Origin of the sequence: Pullulanibacillus camelliae (assembly GCF_014642655.1) — a bacterium.
GTDB classification, from domain to species: domain Bacteria; phylum Bacillota; class Bacilli; order Bacillales; family Sporolactobacillaceae; genus Pullulanibacillus; species Pullulanibacillus camelliae.
Genome location: NZ_BMIR01000016.1, coordinates 23,553 through 47,483 on the forward strand (window position 1 = coordinate 23,553; position 23,931 = coordinate 47,483).

At 42.6% G+C, this 23,931-nt stretch carries 23 protein-coding genes; 21 read left to right on the forward strand and 2 right to left on the reverse strand.

Annotated features, from left to right (window positions below):
• The first annotated feature begins 39 nt into the window (after positions 1 to 39).
• The 17 genes from IEW82_RS14705 to IEW82_RS14785 all read left to right on the forward strand — a co-directional run bounded on the left by IEW82_RS14705 (position 40) and on the right by IEW82_RS14785 (position 17,897).
• Complete coding sequence (locus tag IEW82_RS14705; protein WP_188695960.1) at positions 40 to 1,404, forward strand: ABC transporter substrate-binding protein; 1,365 nt, start codon at positions 40 to 42, stop codon at positions 1,402 to 1,404.
• Between the two features lie 90 nt (positions 1,405 to 1,494).
• Positions 1,495 to 2,655, forward strand: a complete 1,161-nt coding sequence (locus tag IEW82_RS14710) for a DUF2264 domain-containing protein (protein ID WP_188695963.1) — start codon at positions 1,495 to 1,497, stop codon at positions 2,653 to 2,655.
• Positions 2,656 to 2,855: 200 nt separating this feature from the next.
• Positions 2,856 to 3,629, forward strand: coding sequence for a sugar phosphate isomerase/epimerase family protein (locus IEW82_RS14715; protein ID WP_188695966.1), 774 nt, complete (start codon positions 2,856 to 2,858; stop codon positions 3,627 to 3,629).
• 45 nt (positions 3,630 to 3,674) lie between these two features.
• Positions 3,675 to 4,463: an alpha/beta hydrolase gene (locus IEW82_RS14720; RefSeq protein ID WP_188695969.1), complete on the forward strand. Its 789-nt coding sequence runs from the start codon at positions 3,675 to 3,677 to the stop codon at positions 4,461 to 4,463.
• Positions 4,464 to 4,885: 422 nt separating this feature from the next.
• Complete coding sequence (locus IEW82_RS14725; RefSeq protein WP_188695972.1) at positions 4,886 to 6,013, forward strand: M24 family metallopeptidase; 1,128 nt, start codon at positions 4,886 to 4,888, stop codon at positions 6,011 to 6,013.
• Between the two features lie 17 nt (positions 6,014 to 6,030).
• Positions 6,031 to 7,281, forward strand: a complete 1,251-nt coding sequence (locus IEW82_RS14730) for a glucuronate isomerase (protein ID WP_188695975.1) — start codon at positions 6,031 to 6,033, stop codon at positions 7,279 to 7,281.
• A 22-nt stretch (positions 7,282 to 7,303) separates the two neighbouring features.
• Entirely contained in the window at positions 7,304 to 8,131 is an 828-nt protein-coding gene (locus tag IEW82_RS14735) for a sugar phosphate isomerase/epimerase family protein (RefSeq protein WP_188696122.1), read from the forward strand.
• Positions 8,132 to 8,158: 27 nt separating this feature from the next.
• Complete coding sequence (locus tag IEW82_RS14740; protein WP_188695977.1) at positions 8,159 to 9,289, forward strand: Gfo/Idh/MocA family protein; 1,131 nt, start codon at positions 8,159 to 8,161, stop codon at positions 9,287 to 9,289.
• Positions 9,290 to 9,307: 18 nt separating this feature from the next.
• Entirely contained in the window at positions 9,308 to 10,072 is a 765-nt protein-coding gene (locus IEW82_RS14745) for an SDR family oxidoreductase (protein ID WP_188695981.1), read from the forward strand.
• Positions 10,073 to 10,099: 27 nt separating this feature from the next.
• Complete coding sequence (locus IEW82_RS14750; RefSeq protein ID WP_188695984.1) at positions 10,100 to 10,858, forward strand: sugar phosphate isomerase/epimerase family protein; 759 nt, start codon at positions 10,100 to 10,102, stop codon at positions 10,856 to 10,858.
• A 34-nt stretch (positions 10,859 to 10,892) separates the two neighbouring features.
• Positions 10,893 to 12,056 (forward strand): Gfo/Idh/MocA family protein, encoded by a 1,164-nt coding sequence (locus IEW82_RS14755; protein ID WP_188695987.1) that lies wholly within the window; start codon positions 10,893 to 10,895, stop codon positions 12,054 to 12,056.
• A gap of 368 nt (positions 12,057 to 12,424) precedes the next feature.
• The gene (locus IEW82_RS14760; RefSeq protein WP_188695990.1) at positions 12,425 to 13,240 is read left to right on the forward strand and encodes a sugar phosphate isomerase/epimerase family protein; all 816 of its coding nucleotides are present in this window, start codon (positions 12,425 to 12,427) and stop codon (positions 13,238 to 13,240) included.
• A 113-nt stretch (positions 13,241 to 13,353) separates the two neighbouring features.
• Positions 13,354 to 14,211: an AraC family transcriptional regulator gene (locus tag IEW82_RS14765; RefSeq protein WP_188695994.1), complete on the forward strand. Its 858-nt coding sequence runs from the start codon at positions 13,354 to 13,356 to the stop codon at positions 14,209 to 14,211.
• Between the two features lie 202 nt (positions 14,212 to 14,413).
• On the forward strand, positions 14,414 to 15,082 hold the full coding sequence (locus IEW82_RS14770; RefSeq protein WP_188695997.1) for a YesL family protein: 669 nt from the start codon (positions 14,414 to 14,416) through the stop codon (positions 15,080 to 15,082).
• Between the two features lie 298 nt (positions 15,083 to 15,380).
• Positions 15,381 to 15,875 carry an Lrp/AsnC family transcriptional regulator gene (locus IEW82_RS14775; protein ID WP_188696125.1) on the forward strand — a complete coding sequence of 165 codons (495 nt, stop codon included), beginning with the start codon at positions 15,381 to 15,383 and terminating at the stop codon, positions 15,873 to 15,875.
• Positions 15,872 to 17,038, forward strand: coding sequence for an aminotransferase (locus IEW82_RS14780; protein ID WP_188696000.1), 1,167 nt, complete (start codon positions 15,872 to 15,874; stop codon positions 17,036 to 17,038). The genes IEW82_RS14775 and IEW82_RS14780 overlap by 4 nt, the downstream gene beginning before the upstream one ends.
• 70 nt (positions 17,039 to 17,108) lie before the next feature.
• A complete protein-coding gene (locus tag IEW82_RS14785; RefSeq protein WP_188696003.1) occupies positions 17,109 to 17,897 on the forward strand; it encodes an SDR family oxidoreductase in 789 nt (262 codons plus the stop codon).
• Between the two features lie 53 nt (positions 17,898 to 17,950).
• Here IEW82_RS14785 and IEW82_RS14790 read toward each other — a convergent pair whose 3' ends face one another.
• Both IEW82_RS14790 and IEW82_RS14795 read right to left on the reverse strand, forming a co-directional pair.
• Entirely contained in the window at positions 17,951 to 18,364 is a 414-nt protein-coding gene (locus IEW82_RS14790) for a VOC family protein (protein ID WP_188696006.1), read from the reverse strand.
• Between the two features lie 186 nt (positions 18,365 to 18,550).
• Positions 18,551 to 19,723, reverse strand: a complete 1,173-nt coding sequence (locus IEW82_RS14795; RefSeq protein WP_188696009.1) for an ROK family transcriptional regulator — start codon at positions 19,721 to 19,723, stop codon at positions 18,551 to 18,553.
• 242 nt (positions 19,724 to 19,965) lie between these two features.
• On the opposite strand from IEW82_RS14795, the gene IEW82_RS14800 reads away from it, so the two are divergent.
• From IEW82_RS14800 to IEW82_RS14815, 4 genes are read left to right on the forward strand one after another with little or no spacing between them, the layout of a single operon-like run.
• Complete coding sequence (locus IEW82_RS14800; RefSeq protein ID WP_229672644.1) at positions 19,966 to 21,312, forward strand: ABC transporter substrate-binding protein; 1,347 nt, start codon at positions 19,966 to 19,968, stop codon at positions 21,310 to 21,312.
• A 46-nt stretch (positions 21,313 to 21,358) separates the two neighbouring features.
• Complete coding sequence (locus IEW82_RS14805) at positions 21,359 to 22,261, forward strand: carbohydrate ABC transporter permease (protein ID WP_188696014.1); 903 nt, start codon at positions 21,359 to 21,361, stop codon at positions 22,259 to 22,261.
• 16 nt (positions 22,262 to 22,277) lie between these two features.
• The gene (locus tag IEW82_RS14810; RefSeq protein ID WP_188696017.1) at positions 22,278 to 23,153 is read left to right on the forward strand and encodes a carbohydrate ABC transporter permease; all 876 of its coding nucleotides are present in this window, start codon (positions 22,278 to 22,280) and stop codon (positions 23,151 to 23,153) included.
• A 24-nt stretch (positions 23,154 to 23,177) separates the two neighbouring features.
• Positions 23,178 to 23,825 (forward strand): YesL family protein, encoded by a 648-nt coding sequence (locus IEW82_RS14815; protein ID WP_188696020.1) that lies wholly within the window; start codon positions 23,178 to 23,180, stop codon positions 23,823 to 23,825.
• The last annotated feature ends 106 nt before the right edge of the window (positions 23,826 to 23,931 follow it).

Below are 23,931 nucleotides of genomic sequence, written 5' to 3' on the forward strand. Positions count from 1 at the left end.
CTCTAATTATTTGTATCTGAAATTAAGGAGGAAACAGTGATGAAAACGAGCAGGAAGGCATTAGCGTCGAGCTTGGTCATGCTTCTTGTTGCTTTATATCTCTTAACAGGATGCAGCTCTTCCGAAGGGGCGACAAGTAAGAAGACTGGAAAATGGGCAGGACAGACGCTGACCGTTCAGATGATTGGCACCTTTAAAATGCAAGATTCGACCGACCCAATTACCGGCCAAAAAGTGAAAGGACTGAATACTTTAAAGGAGGAGTTTGAAAAGCAACATCCTGGAGCCACATTGAAAATCGTGACCATGCCATGGGATGGTTATATTCAAAAGACAAAGACGATGGTCACTGGTAACCAAGCAGATGTTTATCAAATGCCGGGTCTTGATAGCGGGTATGCGCGTGAGGGCGATTTGGAGCCTTTACAGCCTTTTATAGATAAAGATCACTTTGATTTGAATAAGTATGTTGATAATCAAGTCGAAGGGTGGGAAACGATTGGGCCGGATGGAAAGAAAAGGATTTATGGATTGCCAGTTTTCGGTGATACCCGATTTATTCTTTATGATAAGAAGGTGTTTAAGGATTGGGGAGTAAAGGACCTATCTGCTCATCCGACAATGAATGAAATTTTGGAAAAAGCCAAGCAAATGACAGGAAAAAATCCAAAGACAGGGAAACAAAACTACGGGGTATATTTTAGCGGAAAGTCCCCGGAATGGTTGATTGTCAATGCAGCTGAGGCGCAAAATGGCTCATGGGGAAGTGGGCAAAAATTTGATGAAATGAAGTTTAACTTTGATTCCCCTGAAATGCTGAAGGGCTTGAATTGGTTACTCGATTTATCAAAGTATGCTCCAAAAGGCATTACAAGTGACCAAGGTTCTGAAAAATGGCTAACAAAAGATAACAATATTGCGATCATGTTAAATCAAGGTCCGGGATCATTGATTAGTAAAATAAATTCACAAGGCTTGCAGAAGCGAATAGGCATTGCTCAGGAATTTAATAATGATGAAGGGAAGGGTGGTTTATTTGCCGGCAGCCCATTTGTTATGGCGAAGAACAGTAAGCATAAGGATCTAGCCTGGGAATGGATTAAGTTTTCTTCAACGGACTTTTTCCAAAAATATTTATGGGAAGAATATAATAGTATTCCTGTTATTAAGGATGCAAAAAAATGGAAGAGTATAAAGGATGAGAGTCAATTTATGAACCCGATCTTTGATGCACTGAGTACACCATGGACACCGCACTACCCTTGGGTAAATGGTGAACCACGTCTTGAGCTGGAATCACAGGTTCAGGGGGCTCTAACTGGAAAAATAAGTCCTAAAGCAGCCTTAGAGAATGTCGAACAAAAGAGCAATGAGTGGGCCAAACAACAGCTTAACAATCAATGATAGGCGGGGAGAAGGCTTCTCCCCTTTATTTGAACATGTGAAGGTAAAAGAGAGATGGGAAGAAGGCGTCATGAAAAAGGGTGATGAAATATGACTGACACTAGAGGTTTGCAAAATCATGAGTACCGTGATTATTGGGTAAAAAATATGCTTAAGATTGTATGTCCAGTGATTGAGACACTGGCTAACAGACAATTAAAGAAGCAAATGCCTGTTATGGGAAGGCGTGATCGCTCCGCTGTCGCTCACTTAGAGGCTTTTGCGCGTTCGTTAGCTGGTATGGCCCCTTGGCTTGAAAGTACATCAATGAATCATGAGGAAAACCAGACACGTGATCGACTGGCAGAATTGACCCGGGAGGCTATTGATGCGGCGACAGATCCACATTCCCCTGATTTTATGAATTTTTCTATGGGCTTTCAACCGATCGTGGATGCCGCCTTTTTTGCCCATGCATTGCTCCGAGCCCCAGAAGAGCTGTATGTCAAGCTTGAGATGAGGGTGAAACGCAATGTGATTGCTGCATTAAAAGCGACGCGTTCTAGAAAGCCTGGCTTTAATAATTGGCTTTTATTTTCTGCTATGATAGAAACCTTTTTATATTCTATAGGAGAAGACTGGGACCCCATGCGCGTGGATTTTGCTTTGAAGCAGCATGAGCAATGGTATAAGGGAGATGGAGTATATGGGGATGGACCAGAATTCCATATGGATTACTATAATAGCTTTGTGATTCACCCCATGCTTGTGGATATTATTGACACCATTGGAGAAGAATATGAGGATTGGGAACGACTGCAAGAGAGGATTATTTTGCGCGCAAAAAGATATGCGGTCATTCAAGAAAGAAGTATTTCTCCAGAGGGGACCTTCCCGGTCTTTGGAAGATCACTTGCCTATCGCTTTGGTGTCTTCCAACATTTATCTCAGATGGCGCTGCAACATAGGCTGGAGAAGAGCATTGAACCTGCCCAAGTGCGCTGTGCTTTAACCGCCGTTATCCGTCGGATGATTGATGCACCTGGTACCTTCGATGAAAATGGCTGGTTGCGCGTGGGTTTTTGCGGTGATCAGCCTGAAATTGGTGAATTCTATATTTCTACGGGAAGTCTTTATTTATGTTCAACGGTTTTCGTAGCATTGGGCTTACATGACAGTGATCCTTTTTGGCAAGGAGAAGCGGAATGGACCGCGAAAAAGGCTTGGTCTGGACAATCCTTTTTGATTGATCAGGCATTAGCAAAAGCTTAAGAAACAGCAGAGAATCAAAAAGCATAGCAGCTTGTTCAGAATGTCTTACAACTGTAAAATAGAGAGTATTAAGAATATATTGTAACATGAAATATAGACTGTTATGAAAACGCTATCTTTGGTAGATTTTAAGAAACAGTGATAGAGACTATGGGGTTTTACACTCTTAAACTCTGCTTTTATCTTAAAGGAGGTTGCTTATGAAACTAGGATGTTGTGCGAGCATTGACCAAGCTGAACGCGTTAAGGCGGCTGGATTTGATTTTTTAGAGGGGACTGTTGCTTCATTAATACCAGGGGAAAGCGACAAAAAATTTAAGGAAGAGGTGTTAAAACCTTATGAGGAGAGTCCCATAGCAATAGAAGCCTTTAATGGTTTCATTCCTAGTCATCTCCCTTTGGTCGGGGAGAGGGCAGATCGTGAGGCGATTCATGCTTATCTTGAGAAGGCACTGGAACGGATGCAACTTATTGGAGCAAGGATTGTGGTGTTTGGAAGTGGAGGAGCGCGGCATATTCCGCAAGATATAGAGCGGGCAAAAGGTGAACAGCAAATCCTAGAGTTTTTGGAGGCTGCAGGACAAAAGGCTAAGCGAGCAGGTATTACAGTGGTCATCGAGCCGCTGAATCGTAAGGAGTGCAACGTGATTAATAGCGTGTCAGAGGCTGTGAGGTTTGCTAGACAAGTGAATCATCCAGCCGTTCAAGTACTGGCCGATTTTTATCATATGGACGAGGAGGATGAACCACTCGATCATTTGCTGTCCGCAGCAAAATATTTGAAGCATATTCACGTTGCTGATACTGGAAGAGGCGCACCTGGGACAGGGCATTATCCTTATAAGCAGTTTTCAAGCTATGTCCGTGAGGCTGGATATTCGGGCGGGATTTCCATTGAATGTCTTTGGGATGATTTTGCTCATCAAGTCGAGAAAGCGAGACATTTTTTGGCTGAACAATTTAGTGATCAATAGGCAGTTGGAAGCAAATGTCTCTATTTGCTTTGGGAGGTAAAGAGGATGTCGATTAAACTTTGGGAAGAAGCAGTGCCCCAGCATTTAGGAGAACCCGATGTTATCCCATCACTGACCCCTTTTCTTTTAGAATCGGATTCTTTAACAAGCGCGATGGTCATTTGTCCTGGTGGGGGCTATGGCATGAGAGCCGACCATGAAGGGGAACCAATCGCCAAATGGTTGAATGCATGTGGGATTTCAGCATTTGTTTTAAATTATAGGGTGGCACCACATAAACACCCAGCTCCATTATTGGATGCTCAGAGAGCGTTGCGGTATGTACGCTATCATGCTGAGGAATGGGGGATCAAAAAGAATAAGGTAGGGATTCTCGGCTTTTCTGCAGGTGGTCATTTAGCGGCCACTGTAGGAACACATGTGGATGAAGGAGATGCCTATGCAGAGGATCCTCTTGAGAAGGAGAGTGCACGTCCTGATGTGATGGTACTCTGTTATCCAGTTATTACTTTGCAGTCACCATACAGACATGAAGGCTCCATGATCAACCTGTTGGGAGAGCAGCCAGATGAAGGACTTTTGACCTCACTTTCAAATGAGTTGCAAGTCAGTCAGAAAACGCCGCCGACCTTTTTGTGGCATACCGCAGATGATGACAGTGTTCCCGTTGAAAATAGTTTGCTATTTGCAAGGGCGCTGAGCCAGGCGCATGTCCCCTTTGACTTACACATCTTTGAGCAAGGTCCTCATGGAATGGGATTAGCCACTGAGGATGAACATGTGCGGCAGTGGCAGGAGCAATGTGCATCTTGGCTAAAAATACATCAGTTTTAAGGAAAGGAAGAGGGAACTATGGGATAGGGCCAATGTATCCCAGACATGGTGTACAGAAGGCCTGTCTACCGAACAAATCCAAGGGGTGAACTTCCGAATCAAGGTGTGAGCGCGACAAAAGGCCGAGGCAAGCGAACGAATGCCAGCTTTAACGGAACAAAAGGGCAGCCCCTTTTAACAAAAGTCCCGATCAAAATAACAAATAGCTCAGCAGCTTAAACACAATAATTACTTCTTTTTTCGACGTCGTGGATTTCCCAGCTTTTTCTTAGGTGCATTTTAATCAGCACAACATTGTGCAATATCTCTTAAGCTTACGACAATAATGGTTAAGTACCTTTTCTAGCGATCTGTTAAAATGACGATATTAACATCACTCACATCTAAATGAATCTAATCCATTGTGCATGGAGGTGAGGAACATGCAGGACGTATTTCAAGAAAAATGTAAGCGGATACGCGGGTGGCTGAGCGAAAGAAGGTATGATGGCCTTCTGCTAACCAGTCAGACGAGCTTTTCATGGATAACGGGTGGTAGAGGCTTTATTGGTATTGCTAGTGAAGCGGCTTGCGCAAAAGTGCTGATCACACAGGAGCATTGCGTGCTGCTTGTTAATAATATTGAAGCGAATCGTTTGAGGGAAGAAGAAATTCGCTATGACCACTTACAATTAAAAATCACCCCATGGTTTGAGCATGAAAGCGATGTCACCCTTTTGGCTCAGGAATTCATTAAATCAGGTGCTGTCATTGTCCACGAAGAGGAAGTAGCCAATGAACTTATGCAATTGAGATATCCACTTACAGAATGTGAAAGACAACTATATCACGAGCTAGGAATGGATGCTGCACAGGCGTTGGAGCTCGTTTGTCGTACGCTGCAAAGAGGGGAGAGGGAGTATCATGTTGCGGGACAATTGGCCAAGGCTTGTTATGAACGGGGGATTGAACCAACATTAACCCTCGTCGCTGCGGATGAACGTGCGATGCGCTATCGGCACCCTTTACCAACACATCAGTGTATTGATCGCTATGTTCTCATTGCTCTGGGGGCGCGGAGACATGGCTTAGTTGCCTCGCTTAGTCGCTTGGTTCACTTTGGGACGCCGCCTGAAGAACTGGTGAGAAAGCATCAAGCAGTTACAGCGGTCGACGGTTTGTTTATTCATCTCACGCGGCCAGGCCGAGCGGTAGGGGATATCTTTGAAAAAGCTGCATTGTGCTATGAAGAGCATGGGTTTAAGGATGAGTGGAACTCTCATCATCAAGGGGGAATGACAGGCTATGCTGGCAGGGAGTACCGTGCAACGCTAAAATCCCAGGAAGTCGTTGGTGAACATCAAGCCTTCGCTTGGAATCCCTCCATCTCTGGAGTCAAATCAGAGGATACGATTGTGATAGGTACAGAAGAGAATCACATTTTGACACGAACAGGAGATTTTCCTGAGGTGACAATACACATCGATGGCATGCATTACCCACGACCGGCTATTCTGCAGCGCAATGATCATCGCTACCATGCACTCAAACGTCCACTCATTAGTTTATAAAGGAGGCGGAAGACGAGATGTCTGTCCAATCAAAAGAATTGCTTACAGTAGTTGAAGAAATTGTCAATCACACCACCATTACCGATGTGCATACCCATTTGTTCGCTCCTGAATTTGGCGATCAGCTTTTATATGGTATTGATGAATTATTGACATACCATTATTTAATCGCAGAAACGATGCGGGTATCAGATATAGATTATGATACATATTGGAAGATGTCGAGACAGGAGCAAGCAGAAACCATTTGGGAAGCACTTTTTATTCATCACACACCTTATAGTGAAGCTTGTCGCGGTGTGATTACAGTTTTGCAGAAACTTGGAATGGATGTATCGACGAGAGATTTAGAGAGTTATCGGGAAGCGCTGGGACGCTATCCTCTTGAAGAATACATTGCATTGATTTTTGAAAAAGCCAATGTAAGCAGTGTTGTAATGACCAACGATCCCTTTGATGAACAGGAAAGAAAGGTTTGGCTCTCACAAACAACGAGGGATGAACGCTTTCATGCCGCTCTCAGAATTGATCCTCTGATTAATGACTATGACACGGTCTACAAAGACCTGCAAGCATGGGGGTATCAAGTGGATGCCGACCTTACCGAATCGACCATTCAAGAATTACGCCGCTTTGTATCAGAATGGATTGAGCGTATGCAGGCACTGTACGTTGCTGTCTCGCTCCCAGATACCTTTGTTTACCCGGAACACTCTGTGAGAAGTACCTTGATTGAAAAGGTAATCCTTCCTGTCTGTCGTGAGCATCAGCTGCCTTTTGCCTTGATGATTGGGGTTAAAAGATTGGTAAATGAAAGTCTTAGAAGTGCTGGTGACAGTGTAGGCAAGGCGGATATCCAGGCAGTTGAAGCGTTATGTAAGAGCTTTCCGACAAATAAATTTATGGTCACGATGTTATCGAGAGAAAATCAACATGAGCTCGCCGTGACTGCACGTAAATTTCGCAATTTAATGGTCTTCGGCTGCTGGTGGTTTCTTAACAACCCAACACTCATTGAAGAGATGACAGCAATGCGCTTTGAATTGTTAGGTACATCTGTGATTCCCCAGCATTCTGACGCTCGGATTCTTGATCAGCTTGTTTATAAATGGTCACACTCTCGAGAGGTGATTGCCAAAGTGTTGACGGAACAATATGAAAGGCTGATAGAAGCAGGATGGAATCTTACAGAGGAAGAAATCAGGCGTGATGTCGGTCAATTATTTAATGATAACTTCTGGGATTTCATCAATCTAAAATTATCCTAAATCATGGAAGGGAATAGTTGTGATGGTTACTTTAACAGCTTTTGCAGATGAAATCTCAGCGGATTTCGATTTACAGCTAGATACCCTTGAACAAGAGGGCATCAAACATATTGAATTTCGTGGGGCATGGGATAAAGGCGTCCTACAGCTTGATGATGAAGCATTGGATCACATTGAACAGAAAATGGCTGAACGCGGCTTCAAGATCTCTTCGATTGGCTCGCCAATAGGTAAAATCAAGATCACAGATGATTTTAAGGCGCACCTTTCAGACTTTGAAAGAGCGATTGCGGTTGCAAAAAAGTTTAAGGCGCCTTTTATTCGGATTTTTTCCTTTTTTATTCCTGAAGGAGAGCAGCCTGAGGCTTATCGAGATGAAGTGATGCAGCGGATGCAGGTACTGGTGACTCGGGCGGAAGAGGCAGGGATCACTTTATTACATGAGAATGAAAAGCATATCTATGGAGATACAGCGGAAAGGTGTTTGGAGCTACTCGAAACTTGTCATTCTTCACGCTTTCGATGTGCCTTTGATCCTGCTAATTTTGTTCAATGTGGTGTTAAGCCTTTTGCTGAAGCCTTTCCTTTACTCAGCCCCTATATTGATTATCTGCATATTAAAGATGCGCGCTTTGCAGATCAAAGTGTGACTCCAGCAGGTGAAGGAGATGGGGATGTCAAAGCAGTACTGCAGGCCATGAAGGATAAGGGGTACAGTGGGTTTCAATCGCTTGAGCCGCATTTGGCGCAGGCCGGACCTTATTCAGGATTCACAGGTCCCAAACTCTTTAAGGTTGCTGCAGATGCATTAAAAAAATTGTTAAAGGATATCGGTGAGGACTGGCAATGATCCGTGAGGGAAAAAAGAGGTGTGGAAATGGATAAAGTAAGAGTAGGCGTTGTTGGACTCGGAAATATGGGGAGTACCCACGCAAAGTATCTAGCTGCCGGTGTGGTTCAAGGGGCAGAGCTTACGGCGGTTTGTGATATCAATCCTGATCGTTTGTCTTGGGCTGAAACAGCGCTTGGGAGTCATATTACTACCTTTGACACCATTGAGTGCTTCCTTAGCTTTCCTGATCTTGATGCTGTGATCATATGTACCTTGCATTATACCCATCCTGATGTAGCCATCAAAGCCTTTGCTCATGGTTTGCATGTATTAATCGAAAAGCCGGCAGGTGTCTACACCAAACAAGTACGGGAAATGAATGAGGCAGCTAAGCAGAGTGGCCGTGCCTTTGGCATTATGTATAATCAGCGCACGAATCCGCTTTATGTAAAAGTAAAGGCGCTTATAGAGACGGGCGAGCTTGGGGAAATCAGACGGACGAATTGGACGATTACCGATTGGTATCGCTCACAGGCTTACTATGATTCTGGCAGCTGGCGGGCGACCTGGTCAGGAGAAGGTGGTGGGGTACTGCTCAACCAATGTCCCCACCAGCTTGATTTGTGGCAATGGATGCTGGGCATGCTCCCTTATCGGGTGAGAGCGTTTTGTTCCTTTGGAAAGTATCGTCAGATCGAAGTCGAAGATGAGGTCACTGCTTATGTGGAATATACCAATGGTGCTACAGGGGTTTTTATGACAACAACAGCTGAAGCACCGGGGACGAATCGATTGGAAATAGTGGGTGATAAAGGAAAGGTCGTCATTGAAGAAGAGAAGCTCCATTTTTGGCAATTGCAAACGCCCGAAACAAAGTTTAACCAAACCAATACTGAACCTTTTGCCCAACCAGAAAGCTGGCAGTGTCATGTCCCGATTCATTATAAGCCTAATGAGAATGGACACCAAAAAATAACCCAAAATTGGGTGGAACACATTTTAAAAGGTGTTCCATTACTCGCTCCAGGTGTGGAAGGGATTCGTGGACTTGAGCTCTCCAATGCGATGTATCTCTCGTCATGGAGAGCAGATTGGGTCGAGCTTCCTATTGATGAGCAAGCTTATTATGAGGCATTGCAGAAAAGAATTGCCTCATCTCATTCAAGACAGGTTTAGGGAACAAGAAGGGGACCGATGATGTTTAATTTAACAGGTAAGACAGCTGTTATAGTTGGAGGAACAAGTACATTGGGGTCTGCAATGGCAAAAGGGTTAGCAGAATATGGCGCTAATATTGCTTTAACAGGTAGGAATATTGCTAAGTTAAGAGATTTGGAAAAAGAAATCGAAGCCTTCGGAGTGAAGGTCGCCGCTTTTCAAACGGATGTAACAGATGAGTTATCAATGCAGCAAACGGCTACGGATATTGAGCGTTGGGCTGATGGGATCGACATTGTGCTTAATGCACCAGGAGTGAATAGCACGACACCGTTTTCAGAATTAAGTATGGAGGAATGGGATCACATTATGAATGTGAATCTAAGAGGTGTTGTATTAAGCTGTCAGATTTTCTCAGATTATATGATGAAACGAGGCAAGGGCGGCAGCATTATTAATATCTCATCGGTTTCATCCACGCTTCCGCTTTCAAAGGTCTTTACGTATTCAGCCTCCAAGGCGGGGATCAACAGTATCACACAGTATTTGGCAAGAGAGCTCGCCCCACATCATATTCGTGTCAATGCGATCATTCCTGGATTTTTTCCTGCAGAGCAAAATCGCAACATTTTAAGCGAGGAGCGTGTGAATGCCATTATGGCACATACGCCGATGCAGCGTTTTGGAGAGCCTGAAGAATTGCAGGGTGTTGCTATATGGCTAGCATCCGAAAAGGCCTCTGGCTTTGTTACTGGAGAGTTAATACGTGTGGATGGTGGGTTTGGTGCAATGACGATTTAAATCATCTAACTTCAAGGAGGAAGAAGTATGCAAGAAAAATTTGCAGCACAATTATTTACTTTAAGAGAAGAATTAAAGCGTGGCATTGCTCCAGTATTTAAGGAATTGAAACAAATGGGCTGGGCAGGTGTACAAATTTCTGCGCTTCCTGAGGGCTACGATCCTGATGAGGTAGCTGCCGCATTGAAGGAAAATCAATTAGGGACAGCAGGAATGCATATTTCATTGCAACGTATGGAAGAGGACCTTTCAGGGGTTTTGCAGGAAGCGGATCTGTATAACACCAAAGATATTGTTTGTCCCTTTTTACCGGAATCCCTTCGGACAGTCAAGGGTTATAAGGAGGTCAGAAGTCGACTGAATCGCATAGCAGAGGATGCCTTTGGCTACCGCATTAGCTATCACAATCATAATTTTGAATTAGCCACGACCATGGATGGCAAAACCGCTTTAGAATATCTCCTCGAACCATCTGAAGACAATAGGGTTTTGGCAGAAGTCGACCTCTACTGGGTAAAAAAAGGAGGTGGAGATCCTCTAGCCTTTATCCAGCCGTATAAAAACAGGATGCCGATCATCCATCTTAAAGATATGACAGATGATGAAGAAGAAACCTTTGCGGAGGTTGGAACAGGGAAGATTGACTTCGCGCCGATTTTGAGGTGGTGTGAACGATCGGGTGTGGAATGGTATGCAGTTGAGCAGGATAAATGTCCGGGAGATCCTATGCAAAGCCTAGAAATCAGCTTGAAAAACCTCAATCAACTTGCTTTACAGATGCAATGAAAGTTTTAAAATACGTATTGGTGGTGTTGATAAGATGGGTAAAGTAAGGATTGGTATTATTGGTGTTGGTAACATGGGGAGTTCACATGCTGTATATCTCAATAATAATGAGGTACCAGAAGCTGAGCTCGTCGCAGTATGTGATACGAACCAAGCTAGATTAGATTGGGCAAAGGCACATTTAAAGGAGACTGTAGCGCTTTATGATGATGCTAACCACCTTCTAGCTGCTGACGATGTGGATGCCGTTATCATTGCGACCCCCCATTATGAGCATTCACCTCTGGCGATTAAAGCCTTTGAGAAAGGCAAGCATGTGATGAGTGAGAAACCCGCCGGGGTTTATACGAAGCAAGTGCGGGAAATGAACCAAGCCGCTGCGAAAAGCGGTAAAGTCTTTGGCATCATGTATAATCAGCGCACGAATCCCCTTTATCAAAAACTGCGCGAGCTTGTTCAAGCAGGGGAACTCGGGGAAATTAAGCGGACCAACTGGATAATCACCAATTGGTATCGCTCACAGAGTTATTATGATTCCGGTGGCTGGCGGGCTACTTGGGCTGGAGAAGGTGGCGGTGTTCTTCTTAACCAAGACCCTCATCAGTTGGATTTATGGCAATGGACAGCAGGGATGATGCCCCAACGCGTTCGTGCCTTTTGTGGATTTGGAAAGTTCCATGATATTGAGGTAGAAGACGATGTGACTGCTTATGTTGAATATGAAAATGGTGCAACAGGCGTATTTGTGACGTCAACGGGCGATAGCCCTGGAACAAACCGTTATGAAATTTCAGGGGATCGCGGGAAACTCGTTGTCGAAGAGGGGCAGCTTACATTTTGGCGCCTCAGGCAATCTGAGCGGGAATTTAATCGCAAGTATAAAGGGGGTTTTGGGGAGCCAGAATGTTGGAAGATAGATGTTCCTGTTCATGGTAAAGCCACCGATCATAGAGGGATTACAACAAATTGGGTGCAAGCGATCTTACATGGCACAGCGCTTCTCGCTCCGGGTGAAGAAGGCATCAAAGGTTTGGAAATCTCTAATGCCATGCACTTGTCAGCTTGGACAGATAATTGGGTAGACCTGCCGGTTGATGAAGATCTCTATTATGAAAAATTGCAGGAACGCATTCAGCAGTCCACATTTAAAAAGAAAGCGACAGGTGCGCGTACATTAAATGTTGATGGCACACACTAACGATTTAAAACTATGGATCATAGATGAATAGACAAGGCGTGATCAATGCAAGTATTCGTAGAAGAGCAAGCACACGAATAGTTGCATTCTTTTTTCTTATATGATTCAAAAGTACGACATCCCAAGTGTTAAGGAGATTAAAAAGCATATCAAGAGCGGATACTTTTCAATCAAGTGCGCGTGCAATTAAAGGCCGAAGCCCCTAATAAATGCAGATTTAAAGCAATAGAAGACATCCCCTATTTATAAAGGCTGTCAACGGAATGACGTTAAAGCTCTGATTTAGTGGGTGCTTCGAAAAATCACATCAGGAGTATCGATACGGTACAAGGCGTTAACGAAAGAAATTTTTCATAGGAGGATGATGTATGAAGTTTGCCTTTACAACGTTAGGGTGTCCAACATGGGATATGGATATGATTATCAACAAAGCGGTCGAATATGGGTATCAAGGTGTTGACTTCCGAGGGTATCTTGAGACATTAGATATCTACAAGACAGAAGCCTTTACTACACATCTTGAACAAACAAAAAAACATTTTGCTGAGGCGGGATTAGAGATCCCCTGCTTCTCCAGCTCTATTCGATTATTCTCAACCTCGAAGGAGGAAAGAGAGGATTTTGCCGAAGAGCTAGAGCAATATGGCCAGCTCTGTCAGCATTTTAATACGCCTTATGTCAGAGTGTTTGGCGGCTCAATCGGTGATCTTGACCGGGAGATGGCCTTGGAGATTGTCGCGCAACATGCCTGGAAACTATTGACTATTGCTGAGCGATATGGCATCACCCTTTTATTAGAAACCCATGATGACTGGACGGATAGCCGGACAGTGCAAGCGGTCATAGAGCGTGTAGGAAATGCGCATTTACAAGTATTGTGGGACGTACATCATCCTTATCGAACAAAGGAGGAAGCACCTGAAGATACCGTTGCACGTTTAGGTGAGGCGATCAAATATACCCATTGGAAGGACTCCTATAAGACCCAAAGTAATGACAGGGGGTACCAATTGTGCCTTATGGGTGAGGGTGATTGTCCCTTTCAAAGAATGGTTGATCAATTAAAGCGGATGAATTATAGCGGATACTATACCTTAGAATGGGAGAAGAAATGGTGGCCTAATATTGAGGAACCTGAGATTGCTTTTAAAAGTTTTCCTATTTTCATGAAAGCCCTTCAATAATCGAGTGAAGTTCGTTAAAATAAAGGTGATGACACCTGTCATCAAGATCAAACAGCTTGTATAGTCGTTTTATAGCTTGCTCAAAAGCGCTATGGGATAGAGGAGTAATAGCTGTGATTACATCGTTTTTAAAGAACGACCAAACCATCGGTGTCGATTATCACCAAAAAACCATCGGTCATGCTGGTTATGAGTCTGATTTTCATTCACATTTGGAATTTGAAATCTACTTTTTTCATAGTGGCACTTGTAATTATTTTATTAATGACCGCATTTATCAGCTTGTGCCTGGGGACATGATTGTCATGCACGGCCTAACATTACACCGTCCCCATCCTGATCTGAATATCCCCTATGAGCGCACGAAAATTCATTTTAAGCCAGATCTTCTGGAGAACTTGATTCATGAATTTAGTGGTGTAGATCTCTATCTTCCTTTTAGAAAATTGCAAAACATGCGGATTAATCTTCAGCACCGCCGTGATCAATTAGAACGCTTATTTAAAGAAATATATATTAGCTACCGTAAGAAGGCGCAGCCGCTTTACATGGCCAAGCTTCAAATCCATTTGTTAGAGCTTTTAACACTGATTTATCAATCTTGTGAGGAAAAGCTTTTAGAGCAAAGCTATGAAAAGAACTCTAATATAAAAGTGGAGAATGTGCAAAAAATAATGGATTTTATTGAAGCCCATTATCAAGAAGAAACATTAACATTAGATGATATTGCTCATCAGACTTATTTGAGTAAATTTTATGTTTCACGCATTTTTAAAGAAGTGACAGGTGCAGGATTGTCTGATTACATTACGACTAAGAAGGTTAATAAAGCCAAGCAGTTGCTTTTAAGTGGCAAGACAGTGACTGAGGCGAGTTTGGAGGTCGGGTATAAGCATCCTGCCTATTTCAGCCGTATATTTAAACAAAAGGTAGGTGTCACCGCGGATCACTTCCGAAAAATGACAGAATGAGGCGTGCTTGAGTCACGCTTTTTGATGGGATGAGTAAAATAAAAAGAAGGATTGAGGAAAGCCCCTTTAAGACAAGCATATTTGATTGAAAGTTTGAAAAAGTAACAAAGATAATCGGAAGTATGTTAGACTTGATATAAACGTTTGTGATGTATTTAAAAATGAAAGCGTTCTTTTGATTATAAAGTGGAGGAGAGGTCTTATGCAGCTAGGTGGATTAACAGGGGGAATCTATAGACTATGCGATTGGATCATGAAATTCGCTTATGTCAATCTGTTATGGCTCCTGTTCACAATTGTAGGTTTGGGATTATTCGGGATTGTACCAGCAACAGCTTCACTTTTCTCGGTAGTGCGTAAATGGGTCATGGGTGAAACGGATGTCCCTGTTTTCAAGACTTTTTGGAAGAACTATCGCACTTATTTCATTAAAGTCAATATCATGGGGCTGATTTATTTTATCATTGGTCTTGTTCTTTATTTTGACATAGCCTTCTTCAGGCATCACACTGGAACAGGGGCGACTGTGCTATTAGTTGTCCTGCTTATGATTACGGTGCTATACTTGATAACTCTCATGTACTTTTTCCCAACCTTTGCTCACTTCGACCTTTCCTACGGGCGCTACTTTAAATATACATTGCTGTTCGGGATATCTAGCCCAGTGTCCACCTTTATCATGGTTGCGGGCATCGTGGCTAACTATTTTCTTATGAATCTTATACCGGGACTCTTGCCCTTCTTTGGCATAAGCGGGATGAGCTTCGTCATTATGTGGGCTGCTTACCGGACCTTTACTAAAATTGAGCAACGTAAAGAAGCGTATCGACAAAAAAGTACGAATACACTAAAGGATACAACAGAGAGCTAAAAAAGTGGAGGCCCGTGGCCTTCTTTTTTTTGGGGGAAAGTGGTACTGTACCGGAGCGATTAAAAATGAGAAACTTATAGAGACTTATTAGAGAGTATAGGTAAAAAGTGAAGCAAGGAGCTCCAAATCCCTTTTTTACTCTCCAAACATATGGATGGAATTGTTGTTTTGATCAGTGGAAGAACCCTTGATTTCTGACTTGTATAGTGAATATAATGGAGAAAGTCTTATAAGTGTAAGAGAGTTCTAAATTTTTCTTTTAAAAGATTGATAATTCCGAATAAAGAGAGTGGTTATGGTGGAACAGCTTGACATTGATTTGCTAGATTTATTAGAGAAAAATGGAAGAATGTCCCTAGATATGATCGCGAAAACTTTAGATATAAGTGAAGATGAAGCGAGTCAGCGCATTAAGAAGCTCGAACAAAAAAATGCTATTTTAGGCTATTCGGCGATTGCCAATTGGTCAAAAGTACTCGATTATGAAGGCGTAACTGCAATGATAGATGTTAAGGTGACACCCACACGTGGGGCGGGGTTTGATAAGATTGCTGAACGCATTTATCGCTTCCCAGAGGTTAAGGCTGTTTATCTTATGTCAGGTGCTTATGATCTGTCCGTTTCTATACAGGGGAAAACCATGTCTGATATTGGACGGTTTGTCTCAGAAAAGCTTTCAACATTGGAGTCTGTTATCTCGACCACAACGCATTTTATTTTGAAAAAATATAAGCATGATGGTGTGATTTTTGACCCGGATGATGATGATAAAAGGATTGTGGTGTCACCTTGAGAACTTCTCTTTCCTATCTATCAAAGAAGGTAGCTGAGCTTCAGCCTTCGGGCATCCGTCGTTTTTTTGATCTCGCCTCCACAATGGAGGATGTCATCTCTTTAGGTGTGGGCGAGCCCGATTTTGTGACACCATGGAATGTAATCGAAGCCAGCTATCATTCATTAGAAAAAGGCTATACTGCTTATACAGCTAATGCAGGAATGATTGAACTCCGGCGCTTGATTGAGGAGTATTTAGCTGAGCAGTTTAACGTGAGGTATAATGCTGAAGATCAAATTCTTGTGACCGTTGGAGCGAGTCAAGCCATTGATTTATCGATTCGTGCTTTAATTGATCCTGGCGATGAAGTGATCATTGCTGAGCCTTGTTTTGTGGCCTATGCCCCGATTGTAAGCTTGGCCGGTGGCATCCCTGTGCCTGTCGATGCCCACGCGGAGAATGCCTTTCGCCTGCAGCCAGAGCAGCTTGAGGCGGCTGTGACCAATCGGACGAAGGCGGTGCTGATATGCAGCCCAAACAATCCCACTGGTGCGGTTTTGCGTACAGAGGAGCTTATCGGGATTGCCGCTGTTGTTGAAAACCATGATTTGATTGTGATATCAGATGAAATTTATGCGGAATTGACTTATGATGAAGGCTACACGAGTTTGGCTTCATTAGAGCAGTTAAAGGAGCGTACGCTCTTAGTTTCAGGATTTTCAAAGGCCTTTGCGATGACAGGGTGGCGTCTGGGCTATGTGGCGGGCCCTTCTGAATGGATTCAAGCGATGCTAAAAATTCATCAATACACAATGATGTGTGCCTCTACGATGGCGCAGCATGGAGCCATCGAGGCGCTCAAAAACGGTAGAGAGAGTATGCTGGCGATGAAAAAAAGCTATAAACAACGTCGCAATTTCATTGTCAACAGCTTAAATGATCTCGGGCTTGAGTGTCATCGACCAGGCGGTGCTTTTTATGTCTTTCCATCGGTGAAAAGCACCGGATTGACATCTGAAGCATTTGCCGAAAAACTCTTGCAAGAAGAGCATGTTGCAGTGGTTCCAGGTCATGTTTTTGGAAAAAGCGGTGAGGGCTATATCCGCTGCTCTTATGCGACTTCCTTAAAACAATTAGACGAAGCTATTAAACGCATTCAACGCTTCTTACAGCGTTTATAAGTCGCGGCCCTCCTACATAATATCTCCCTTTTAGGTAAAGCTATCCAAAAAGGAGTAAGGAGGGCTTTTTTTGACGGAAACAACACTGCAAGGTAAAGTGGCACTTGTAACTGGCGCCGGCTCAGGCATCGGTAAAGCCAGTGCTATTCGTTTAGCGCAAGCAGGCGCCAAGGTTGGCTTAGTGGATTTGAAAGAACATCATAGTGAAAAAGTCAAACAAGAAATTGAGTCCTTAGGTGGGGAAGCGGTGGTGAGTGATACCGATGTCTCAGATCCAACTCGTGTAGAGGAAAGTGTTAAAAAAGTGGTCGAGCAGTGGGGACGCCTGGATATTGTTTATGCAAACGCAGGGATTAATGGCAAAGTAGCCCCCATCGAGGACCTTGCTCCCGAAGAATGGGACCAAACCTTAACCACAAATTTAAAGAGTACCTTTTTAGCTGTAAAATATGCCATTCCCCATATGAAAAAGGCTGGAGGAAGCATTATTATAACAAGTTCAATTAATGGCAATCGCACGTTTTCGGGCTTTGGCATGTCGGCTTATAGTGCGTCAAAGGCCGGGCAAATGGCTTTCGGTAAAATGGCTGCGCTAGAACTTGCAAGATATCACATTCGTGTCAACATCATTTGCCCAGGTGCGATTGAAACCAACATTAGTCAAAATACCTTTAAAGATAAGAAGGACCTTGAGAAGATCAAAATTCCTGTTAAATATCCAGAGGGGAGTCAGCCGCTTGAACATAAAGCTGGTCAACCTGAGCAGGTAGCAGAGCTTGTCCATTTTCTTTCCAGCGATGCATCAAGTCATATCACCGGAACAGAAGTGTTTATCGACGGCGCAGAATCATTATTATGAGAAGATGTCAAAGCCCCTACTGTTAGCAGAGGCTTTGACATAAACCTTCTTTCTTATTTATATGCTTTTGCTTGTGGGGAGTCTGGATCGAGCTGCATGAATTCAATACGGTTGCCATCGGGGTCTTTTACCCAGCATTGGTAATTGAGATCCTTCCCTTGCTGCGGCTTGATCAAAAGCGGCCAGCCCTTTTCTGTGAGGTGATCTGCGACAGTCTGGATATCATCGACCTCTAAGCAAAGGTGATCATAGCCAATCAAATGGTCCACCTCAGGCTTCTTATGGACACCGCCATAAAAAAGCTCAATAAATTGTCCGCCACCTACTTTGATATAAATAATCCAAGGCTGGTCGTTATCATCATGAATTTCAAATGCTTTTTCAAATCCCAGAACATCATAATAAAAATGTAGTGAAGCCTGCATATCTGCAACGGTCAGCGCCGCATGCCCAATGCCCTTGATCATCTCATTCACTCTCCTCAGCACATCTATTTATAATCATAGTATAATCGGAAAAAACGATTTTGTAATCCTTTTCACTCCAGTCGAGTAGAGATTTAAAAAATGCACACCTCCACCAGACAGTTTTTGCTAAATTTAAAAAGGCCCCTCATAAAGACTGTCAGTGAAGGGTCCTTGAGCTTTATCCAATTATTCAACAGTTACGCGGTTTTTGGCAAAAAATTTGTCGATGGCAAAAGCCGCTGATCCGAGCGCACAGGAGTAGACGCCGAGACTGGAAAATTTAAAGGTAACGTTTTGAAAGGGGAATAACCGCTGTTCCAATTCCTGTTCAATAGCGGCGCCGACCCAATTCTTAAGCATTGAAAGGCGATTGCCGAGTATAATGGCATTAGGGTTAAAGGTGTTGGCAATATTGACCATGCCGATGCCAAGGTATTCCCCGATTTTATAAAAGAGCTCACAGACCTCATGATTCCCTTCATTCGCTTGTTGAATTAAATCCTCAAGATGAATATCTGTTTTACTTTGAAGGCTTGGTAAAGTCGCTGCCTCTTCTAAAAGTGCCTTTTCTGAAGCATAAAGCTCCCAACAGCCGCAATTTCCACAGCGACAAAGCTTGCCATTTGCATCAATAGTCATGTGCCCCATTTCTCCAGAACTCCCAAAGGCGCCTTTGAATAATTCATCATTGATAACGATGCCTGTACCGATACCGATGCCGGCACTAACATATATGAGATTCGCAATGTCCTTGCCTGCACCGTAGAGCTTTTCTCCATGTGCACCAGCGTTTGCTTCATTATTGACAGTGACAGGGATTTGGAAGCTGTTCTCAAGCTCCGTTTTCAAATCAATATGCTGCCAGCTGAGATGCGGGGCATATAAAATGCTTTCGGTATTATCGGTAATCCCTGGGACACCAATACCAATGCCGATAATACCATAGGGGCTATCTGGAGTCTGCGCTTTTAAATCGGCAATCAACTCTTCAAGCAATTGAATCACGTCTTTTTCCTCAGATGTCGTCAATTCAATCTGTTTTTCGATAACAACATGACCATTTAAGTCAGTTAATACGGCTAAAATGTAATTCACACCAAGGTCAATGCCAATAGCGTACCCTGCGTTTTGATTAAAATAGAGGATGACCGGCCGTCTCCCACCTTTGGACTTTCCAGGTCCAGTTTCTCCGATCAAATGGTCTTTAATTAATTCAGCAACAAGCGATGATACTGTTGCTTTATTTAACCCAGTTTGTTCCGAAATCTCTGCTCTTGAGATCGGTGCATGTTTCTGAATCGTCGTTAATACTATAGATTTATTGATTTTTTTTACTAAATTAAGATCGCCAGTTTTCAATAGGTTTCACCTGATATTCTGTATAAAATAAGACAAGTAGACACTGTCGTTTGCTGATTCATGATGTCAAAATGTGTGGATTTTTAATTATTGAAAATATTATGAACGTTTGTTATTGTTTGTTTAAACACTAAACAAACCTTGTATTCTTTTATTTATAAACGATTTTTATCTTTTTTGCAAATTTGTAAGCGCTACCAAAAAGGAGGTGAGTCATTCATTTGATGAACTGAAGGGCGGTGATGAAGCAGTTTAGGCTCCAGGCTATCGTTTGCTTTTCAAATTTTTCAAAAGGTGGTGCAAACAGAAAGATGATAAAAAAAGGGATAAGTGCATTAACGATTGTTCTTTTAGGACTTTCTCTTATTCTATCAGGTTGCTCGTCTTCTACAAGTGCTAAAAATCAAAAAGTGCTTACCATTTGGACCTTTACTGATGAAGCAAAGTACGCGGTAAAAGAGTTTAAGAAAAGATACCCTGACATCAAAGTGAATCTTTTATTTATAACAAATGATAACTATGTACAAAAGCTTATTTCAGTTCTTCAAGCAGGGAAAAAAGTACCTGACGTATTTTTCGTTGAAAATACGTATTGGCCACAAATCAAGCAAATTCCTCTACTAGAAAATCTATCAAAAGCACCCTTTAATGCCACACAAATTACTGATCAACAGTTTCAATATATCCAAGATATCGAAAAAGATGAGAAGGGAAATGTAAAGGGCTTAGGCTATCAAGGGACACCAGGCGCTTTCTATTACCGCCGCGATTTGGCGAAGAAATATCTTGGGACGGATGATCCCGATGAAGTCAGCCAGAAGATTTCAAGCTGGGATAAAATCATGGCGATTGGTGAAAAGGTCGTGAAGGAAAGTGGCGGCAAGGTCCATGCCTTATCCAGCTGGAGTGATATTGATATCGTTCAAAGCTCCAACATTAAAAAGCCGTGGGTTGTTGATGGAAAGCTCGTCATCGATCAAGCGCGACGGGATGAACTGGATTTGACGAAAAAGGCTCGGGAAAAGAATGTCGAAGCAAAATATGAGTCATGGGGATCAGCGTGGACAGCATCCATGCAGGAGGGGACAGTCATGTTTTACGCGGAACCGACCTGGGGACTTCCTTATATTTTTGAATCCAATGCCCCTAAGACCTCTGGAAAATGGGGGTTGGCTAATGGTCCTAAAGCCTTTAGTAATGGCGGGACATTTATAGCCATGTATAGCAAAAGCCACCATAAAGACCTCGCTTGGAAGTTTATGAAATTTTATACCTCTGATCCAACATTTTCTAAAAAATTAGCAAAAAGTCAACAGTATTTTCTAAGCAATAAAAAAATTGATGCGGAATTGGCGTCAGAGTTAACCTCTGACTTTTTAGCGGGGCAGAAGTACTTTGACTTTTTTGAAAAAGCTGGGGAAGCTGTTCCGTCTGCACCACAAACAAAATATGACAATGATATTAATAGCATTTGGAATTCTAAGATGAATGACTATTTGAATGGTCGAATCAAAACGAAGGCAAAGATGCTGAAGGAATTCCGAACAGAAGTCGGTCATGATTTTCCAGAAATAGACGCGAATGAATAGGAAAGCATAGCTCATGATAGTGAGTGATTCAAAAGGAGGCAGAAAGATGTTCTCAAAGACACTTCGTAAAGATCATTATGGGTACTTATTTATTGCTCCGTTCTTTATCATCTTCGTCATTTTTGGATTATATCCGATTGTTTATTCCTTTTACTTGAGCTTGTGTAATTGGGATGGCTTTGGCAATCCTGTCATCATAGGCTTTGAGAATTACCAAAGGCTTTTAGGAGATTATATGTTTTATAAATCCCTCTTCAATACGCTGTTTATTTGGGGGATATCGGTGATTCCACAATTAACTGTGAGCCTGATTATAGCGGTGATTTTGCATGAAAAATTTATAAAAGGAAAAAGCATCTTTCGGGCGGTTTTTTTCTTTCCCAATATTGTTACAGCGGCATCGCTGGGATTACTGGTTGCTTTAATCTTCAGCTGGCAGACAGGCAGCTTTAATAATCTACTGATGAGTCTTGGCTTTATTCATGATCCAGTGAATTGGCCGAGTAGACCGTATTTTATGCGCTTGCTCGTATCTGGCATTCTCTTTTGGCAGTATTTTGGCTACTCCATGATCATTTATATTGCTGGATTACAAGGGATTTCTCGGGATATTTTAGAGGCAGCTGAAATTGATGGGGCCTCCAAAACGCAAGTCTTTTTTAGAATTACTCTTCCTCTTTTAAGACCCATCATGATCTTCCAAGTGGTGACGTCTATTATTGGTGGCATGCAAATTTTTGATCAACCTTATACACTAACCAATGGAACAGGTGACCCCAACAACTCCACACTGACAACCGTGATGTATCTCTATAAAATTGCCTTCACTCGCTATCAATATGGTTACGGATCGGCAGTGGCTTTTGGTTTATTCATTATCATCGTGATCTTCTCAATCATTTCCTTTGTGCTAATGAATCGAAGAAGTAAGAGTGCGACTAGTCTATAAGAAGGGAGCAAGACCTATGGCGAATAATACGAGTGTAACCCCACTAACAGAAAAGACACTCACTCCAAGATCAAGGGTTAAATGGAGTCATGTGATTATCTACGTTTTGCTAATTGTGCTGGCGATTATCTGTGTCGTCCCATTCTATATTATGATCATTTATGGCACACATACAAATGCAGAAATTGCTTCAAAATTTATCTTTCTTCCAGGCCGTTCTCTGGTAGAAAACTATCAGTCGATGATGGAGAACGTTAATATATGGAGAGGCTTTATGAATAGCTTGATTATTTCCTGTTGTTCAACAGCCTTAACACTTTACTTCGGGGCGCTTAATGCTTATGGCTTTGCCAAATTTAATTTCAAGGGAAATAAAATCTTATTCTGGTTTGTCTTAGCGACAATGATGGTGCCCCAGCAACTCGGACTTGTAGGGACCTTTAGAATCATGTACCTCTTGCATCTTTTAGACACCTATGCCTCCCTTATCCTTCCTGCTGCGGCAAATGCCTTTGCAGTGTTTTTTGTCAAACAGTTTATCGATGGCACCATTCCCAATGAAATCATTGAATCGGCTCGTGTCGATGGTGCAGGAGAATTTAAAACCTTTAACCGCATTATCCTGCCAATGCTTGTACCTGCCCTTGCTGCTCTTGGAATCTTTTCATTCATTGGTTCATGGAATAACTTTATGGGGCCGCTTGTGTTGCTCTTTTCTAATGAAAAATATCCTCTCCCATTATTGGTACAGTTGCTACAAGGCTATTATGGCACCAACTATGGCGTTCAGTACCTTGGGGTGGCACTCTCTGTCCTGCCGATTATCATTGTATTTGCGATTTTTTCTAAACGAATCATTGGCAGTGTGGCTATTGGTGCCGTGAAGGGATAGAGGTTAAAAAGGGAGGAACGTGCTGTGCAATTGAATGGCTTGATGAATGGTTTCTATCGTGCAGGAGAATGGGTGATCCGACTCGTCTACGCCAATTGTCTATGGCTGATATTTACTTTGTTAGGACTAGGACTCTTTGGCTTGATGCCGGCAACCATTGCGCTCTTTAGCTTGTTAAGAAGGTGGATTATGGGTCATGAGGATGTCGCCCCCTTTCATCTCTTTAAACAGTGTTTTCGTCAGGAATTCTTTAAGGCAAACGGCATAGGTCTCCTATTTCTAGCTATAGGTTATATGCTTAGGATGGATATTCTTTATTTTAAATCATCTTCAGACGTTCTCTTCCAGCTCTTTCTTGTGCTCATGCTTGGTTTGGGGATTGTTTATTTTATCGTTTTACTTCACTTTTTTCCTGTCTATGTTCATTTTGATGTCCCCTTCCTTCACTACTTTAAATATGCCCTTATTATCGGTGTGACTCAATTATCGTCGACCTTGATGATGGTGATCGGTTCAATTGCTCTGTTCTGCCTGTATTGGTATTTTTCTGGGCTGATTCCACTTTTTTGTGTAAGCTTAGTGGCGTTAAATCTTATGTGGTTTAACCACCGTGCGGTAAAAAAAATCGAGTATGAACAAGCTGCCCGCGCCATAAATATTAAAAATGAATAAATTTTGGTGAAATGATTGACAACGATTGAAAGATTAGTTAGACTTAGTTTAATTAATAAACTAATAGAAGGTGGTAGTCTAAAGGTAACTAGTTTGAAGGGCCAGG

Bases quoted from the DNA above. Each gene is read 5' to 3' on its own strand.
- IEW82_RS14760 (WP_188695990.1), top strand. From the start codon at position 12,425: ATGAAGTTTGCCTTTACAACGTTAGGGTGTCCAACATGGGATATGGAT.
- IEW82_RS14735 (WP_188696122.1), top strand. From the start codon at position 7,304: ATGGTTACTTTAACAGCTTTTGCAGATGAAATCTCAGCGGATTTCGAT.
- IEW82_RS14805 (WP_188696014.1), top strand. From the start codon at position 21,359: ATGTTCTCAAAGACACTTCGTAAAGATCATTATGGGTACTTATTTATT.
- IEW82_RS14725 (WP_188695972.1), top strand. From the start codon at position 4,886: ATGCAGGACGTATTTCAAGAAAAATGTAAGCGGATACGCGGGTGGCTG.
- IEW82_RS14770 (WP_188695997.1), top strand. From the start codon at position 14,414: ATGCAGCTAGGTGGATTAACAGGGGGAATCTATAGACTATGCGATTGG.
- IEW82_RS14715 (WP_188695966.1), top strand. From the start codon at position 2,856: ATGAAACTAGGATGTTGTGCGAGCATTGACCAAGCTGAACGCGTTAAG.
- IEW82_RS14710 (WP_188695963.1), top strand. From the start codon at position 1,495: ATGACTGACACTAGAGGTTTGCAAAATCATGAGTACCGTGATTATTGG.
- IEW82_RS14790 (WP_188696006.1), bottom strand. From the start codon at position 18,364: ATGATCAAGGGCATTGGGCATGCGGCGCTGACCGTTGCAGATATGCAG.
- IEW82_RS14730 (WP_188695975.1), top strand. From the start codon at position 6,031: ATGTCTGTCCAATCAAAAGAATTGCTTACAGTAGTTGAAGAAATTGTC.
- IEW82_RS14810 (WP_188696017.1), top strand. From the start codon at position 22,278: ATGGCGAATAATACGAGTGTAACCCCACTAACAGAAAAGACACTCACT.
- IEW82_RS14800 (WP_229672644.1), top strand. From the start codon at position 19,966: ATGAAGCAGTTTAGGCTCCAGGCTATCGTTTGCTTTTCAAATTTTTCA.
- IEW82_RS14740 (WP_188695977.1), top strand. From the start codon at position 8,159: ATGGATAAAGTAAGAGTAGGCGTTGTTGGACTCGGAAATATGGGGAGT.
- IEW82_RS14705 (WP_188695960.1), top strand. From the start codon at position 40: ATGAAAACGAGCAGGAAGGCATTAGCGTCGAGCTTGGTCATGCTTCTT.
- IEW82_RS14750 (WP_188695984.1), top strand. From the start codon at position 10,100: ATGCAAGAAAAATTTGCAGCACAATTATTTACTTTAAGAGAAGAATTA.
- IEW82_RS14745 (WP_188695981.1), top strand. From the start codon at position 9,308: ATGATGTTTAATTTAACAGGTAAGACAGCTGTTATAGTTGGAGGAACA.
- IEW82_RS14720 (WP_188695969.1), top strand. From the start codon at position 3,675: ATGTCGATTAAACTTTGGGAAGAAGCAGTGCCCCAGCATTTAGGAGAA.
- IEW82_RS14755 (WP_188695987.1), top strand. From the start codon at position 10,893: ATGGGTAAAGTAAGGATTGGTATTATTGGTGTTGGTAACATGGGGAGT.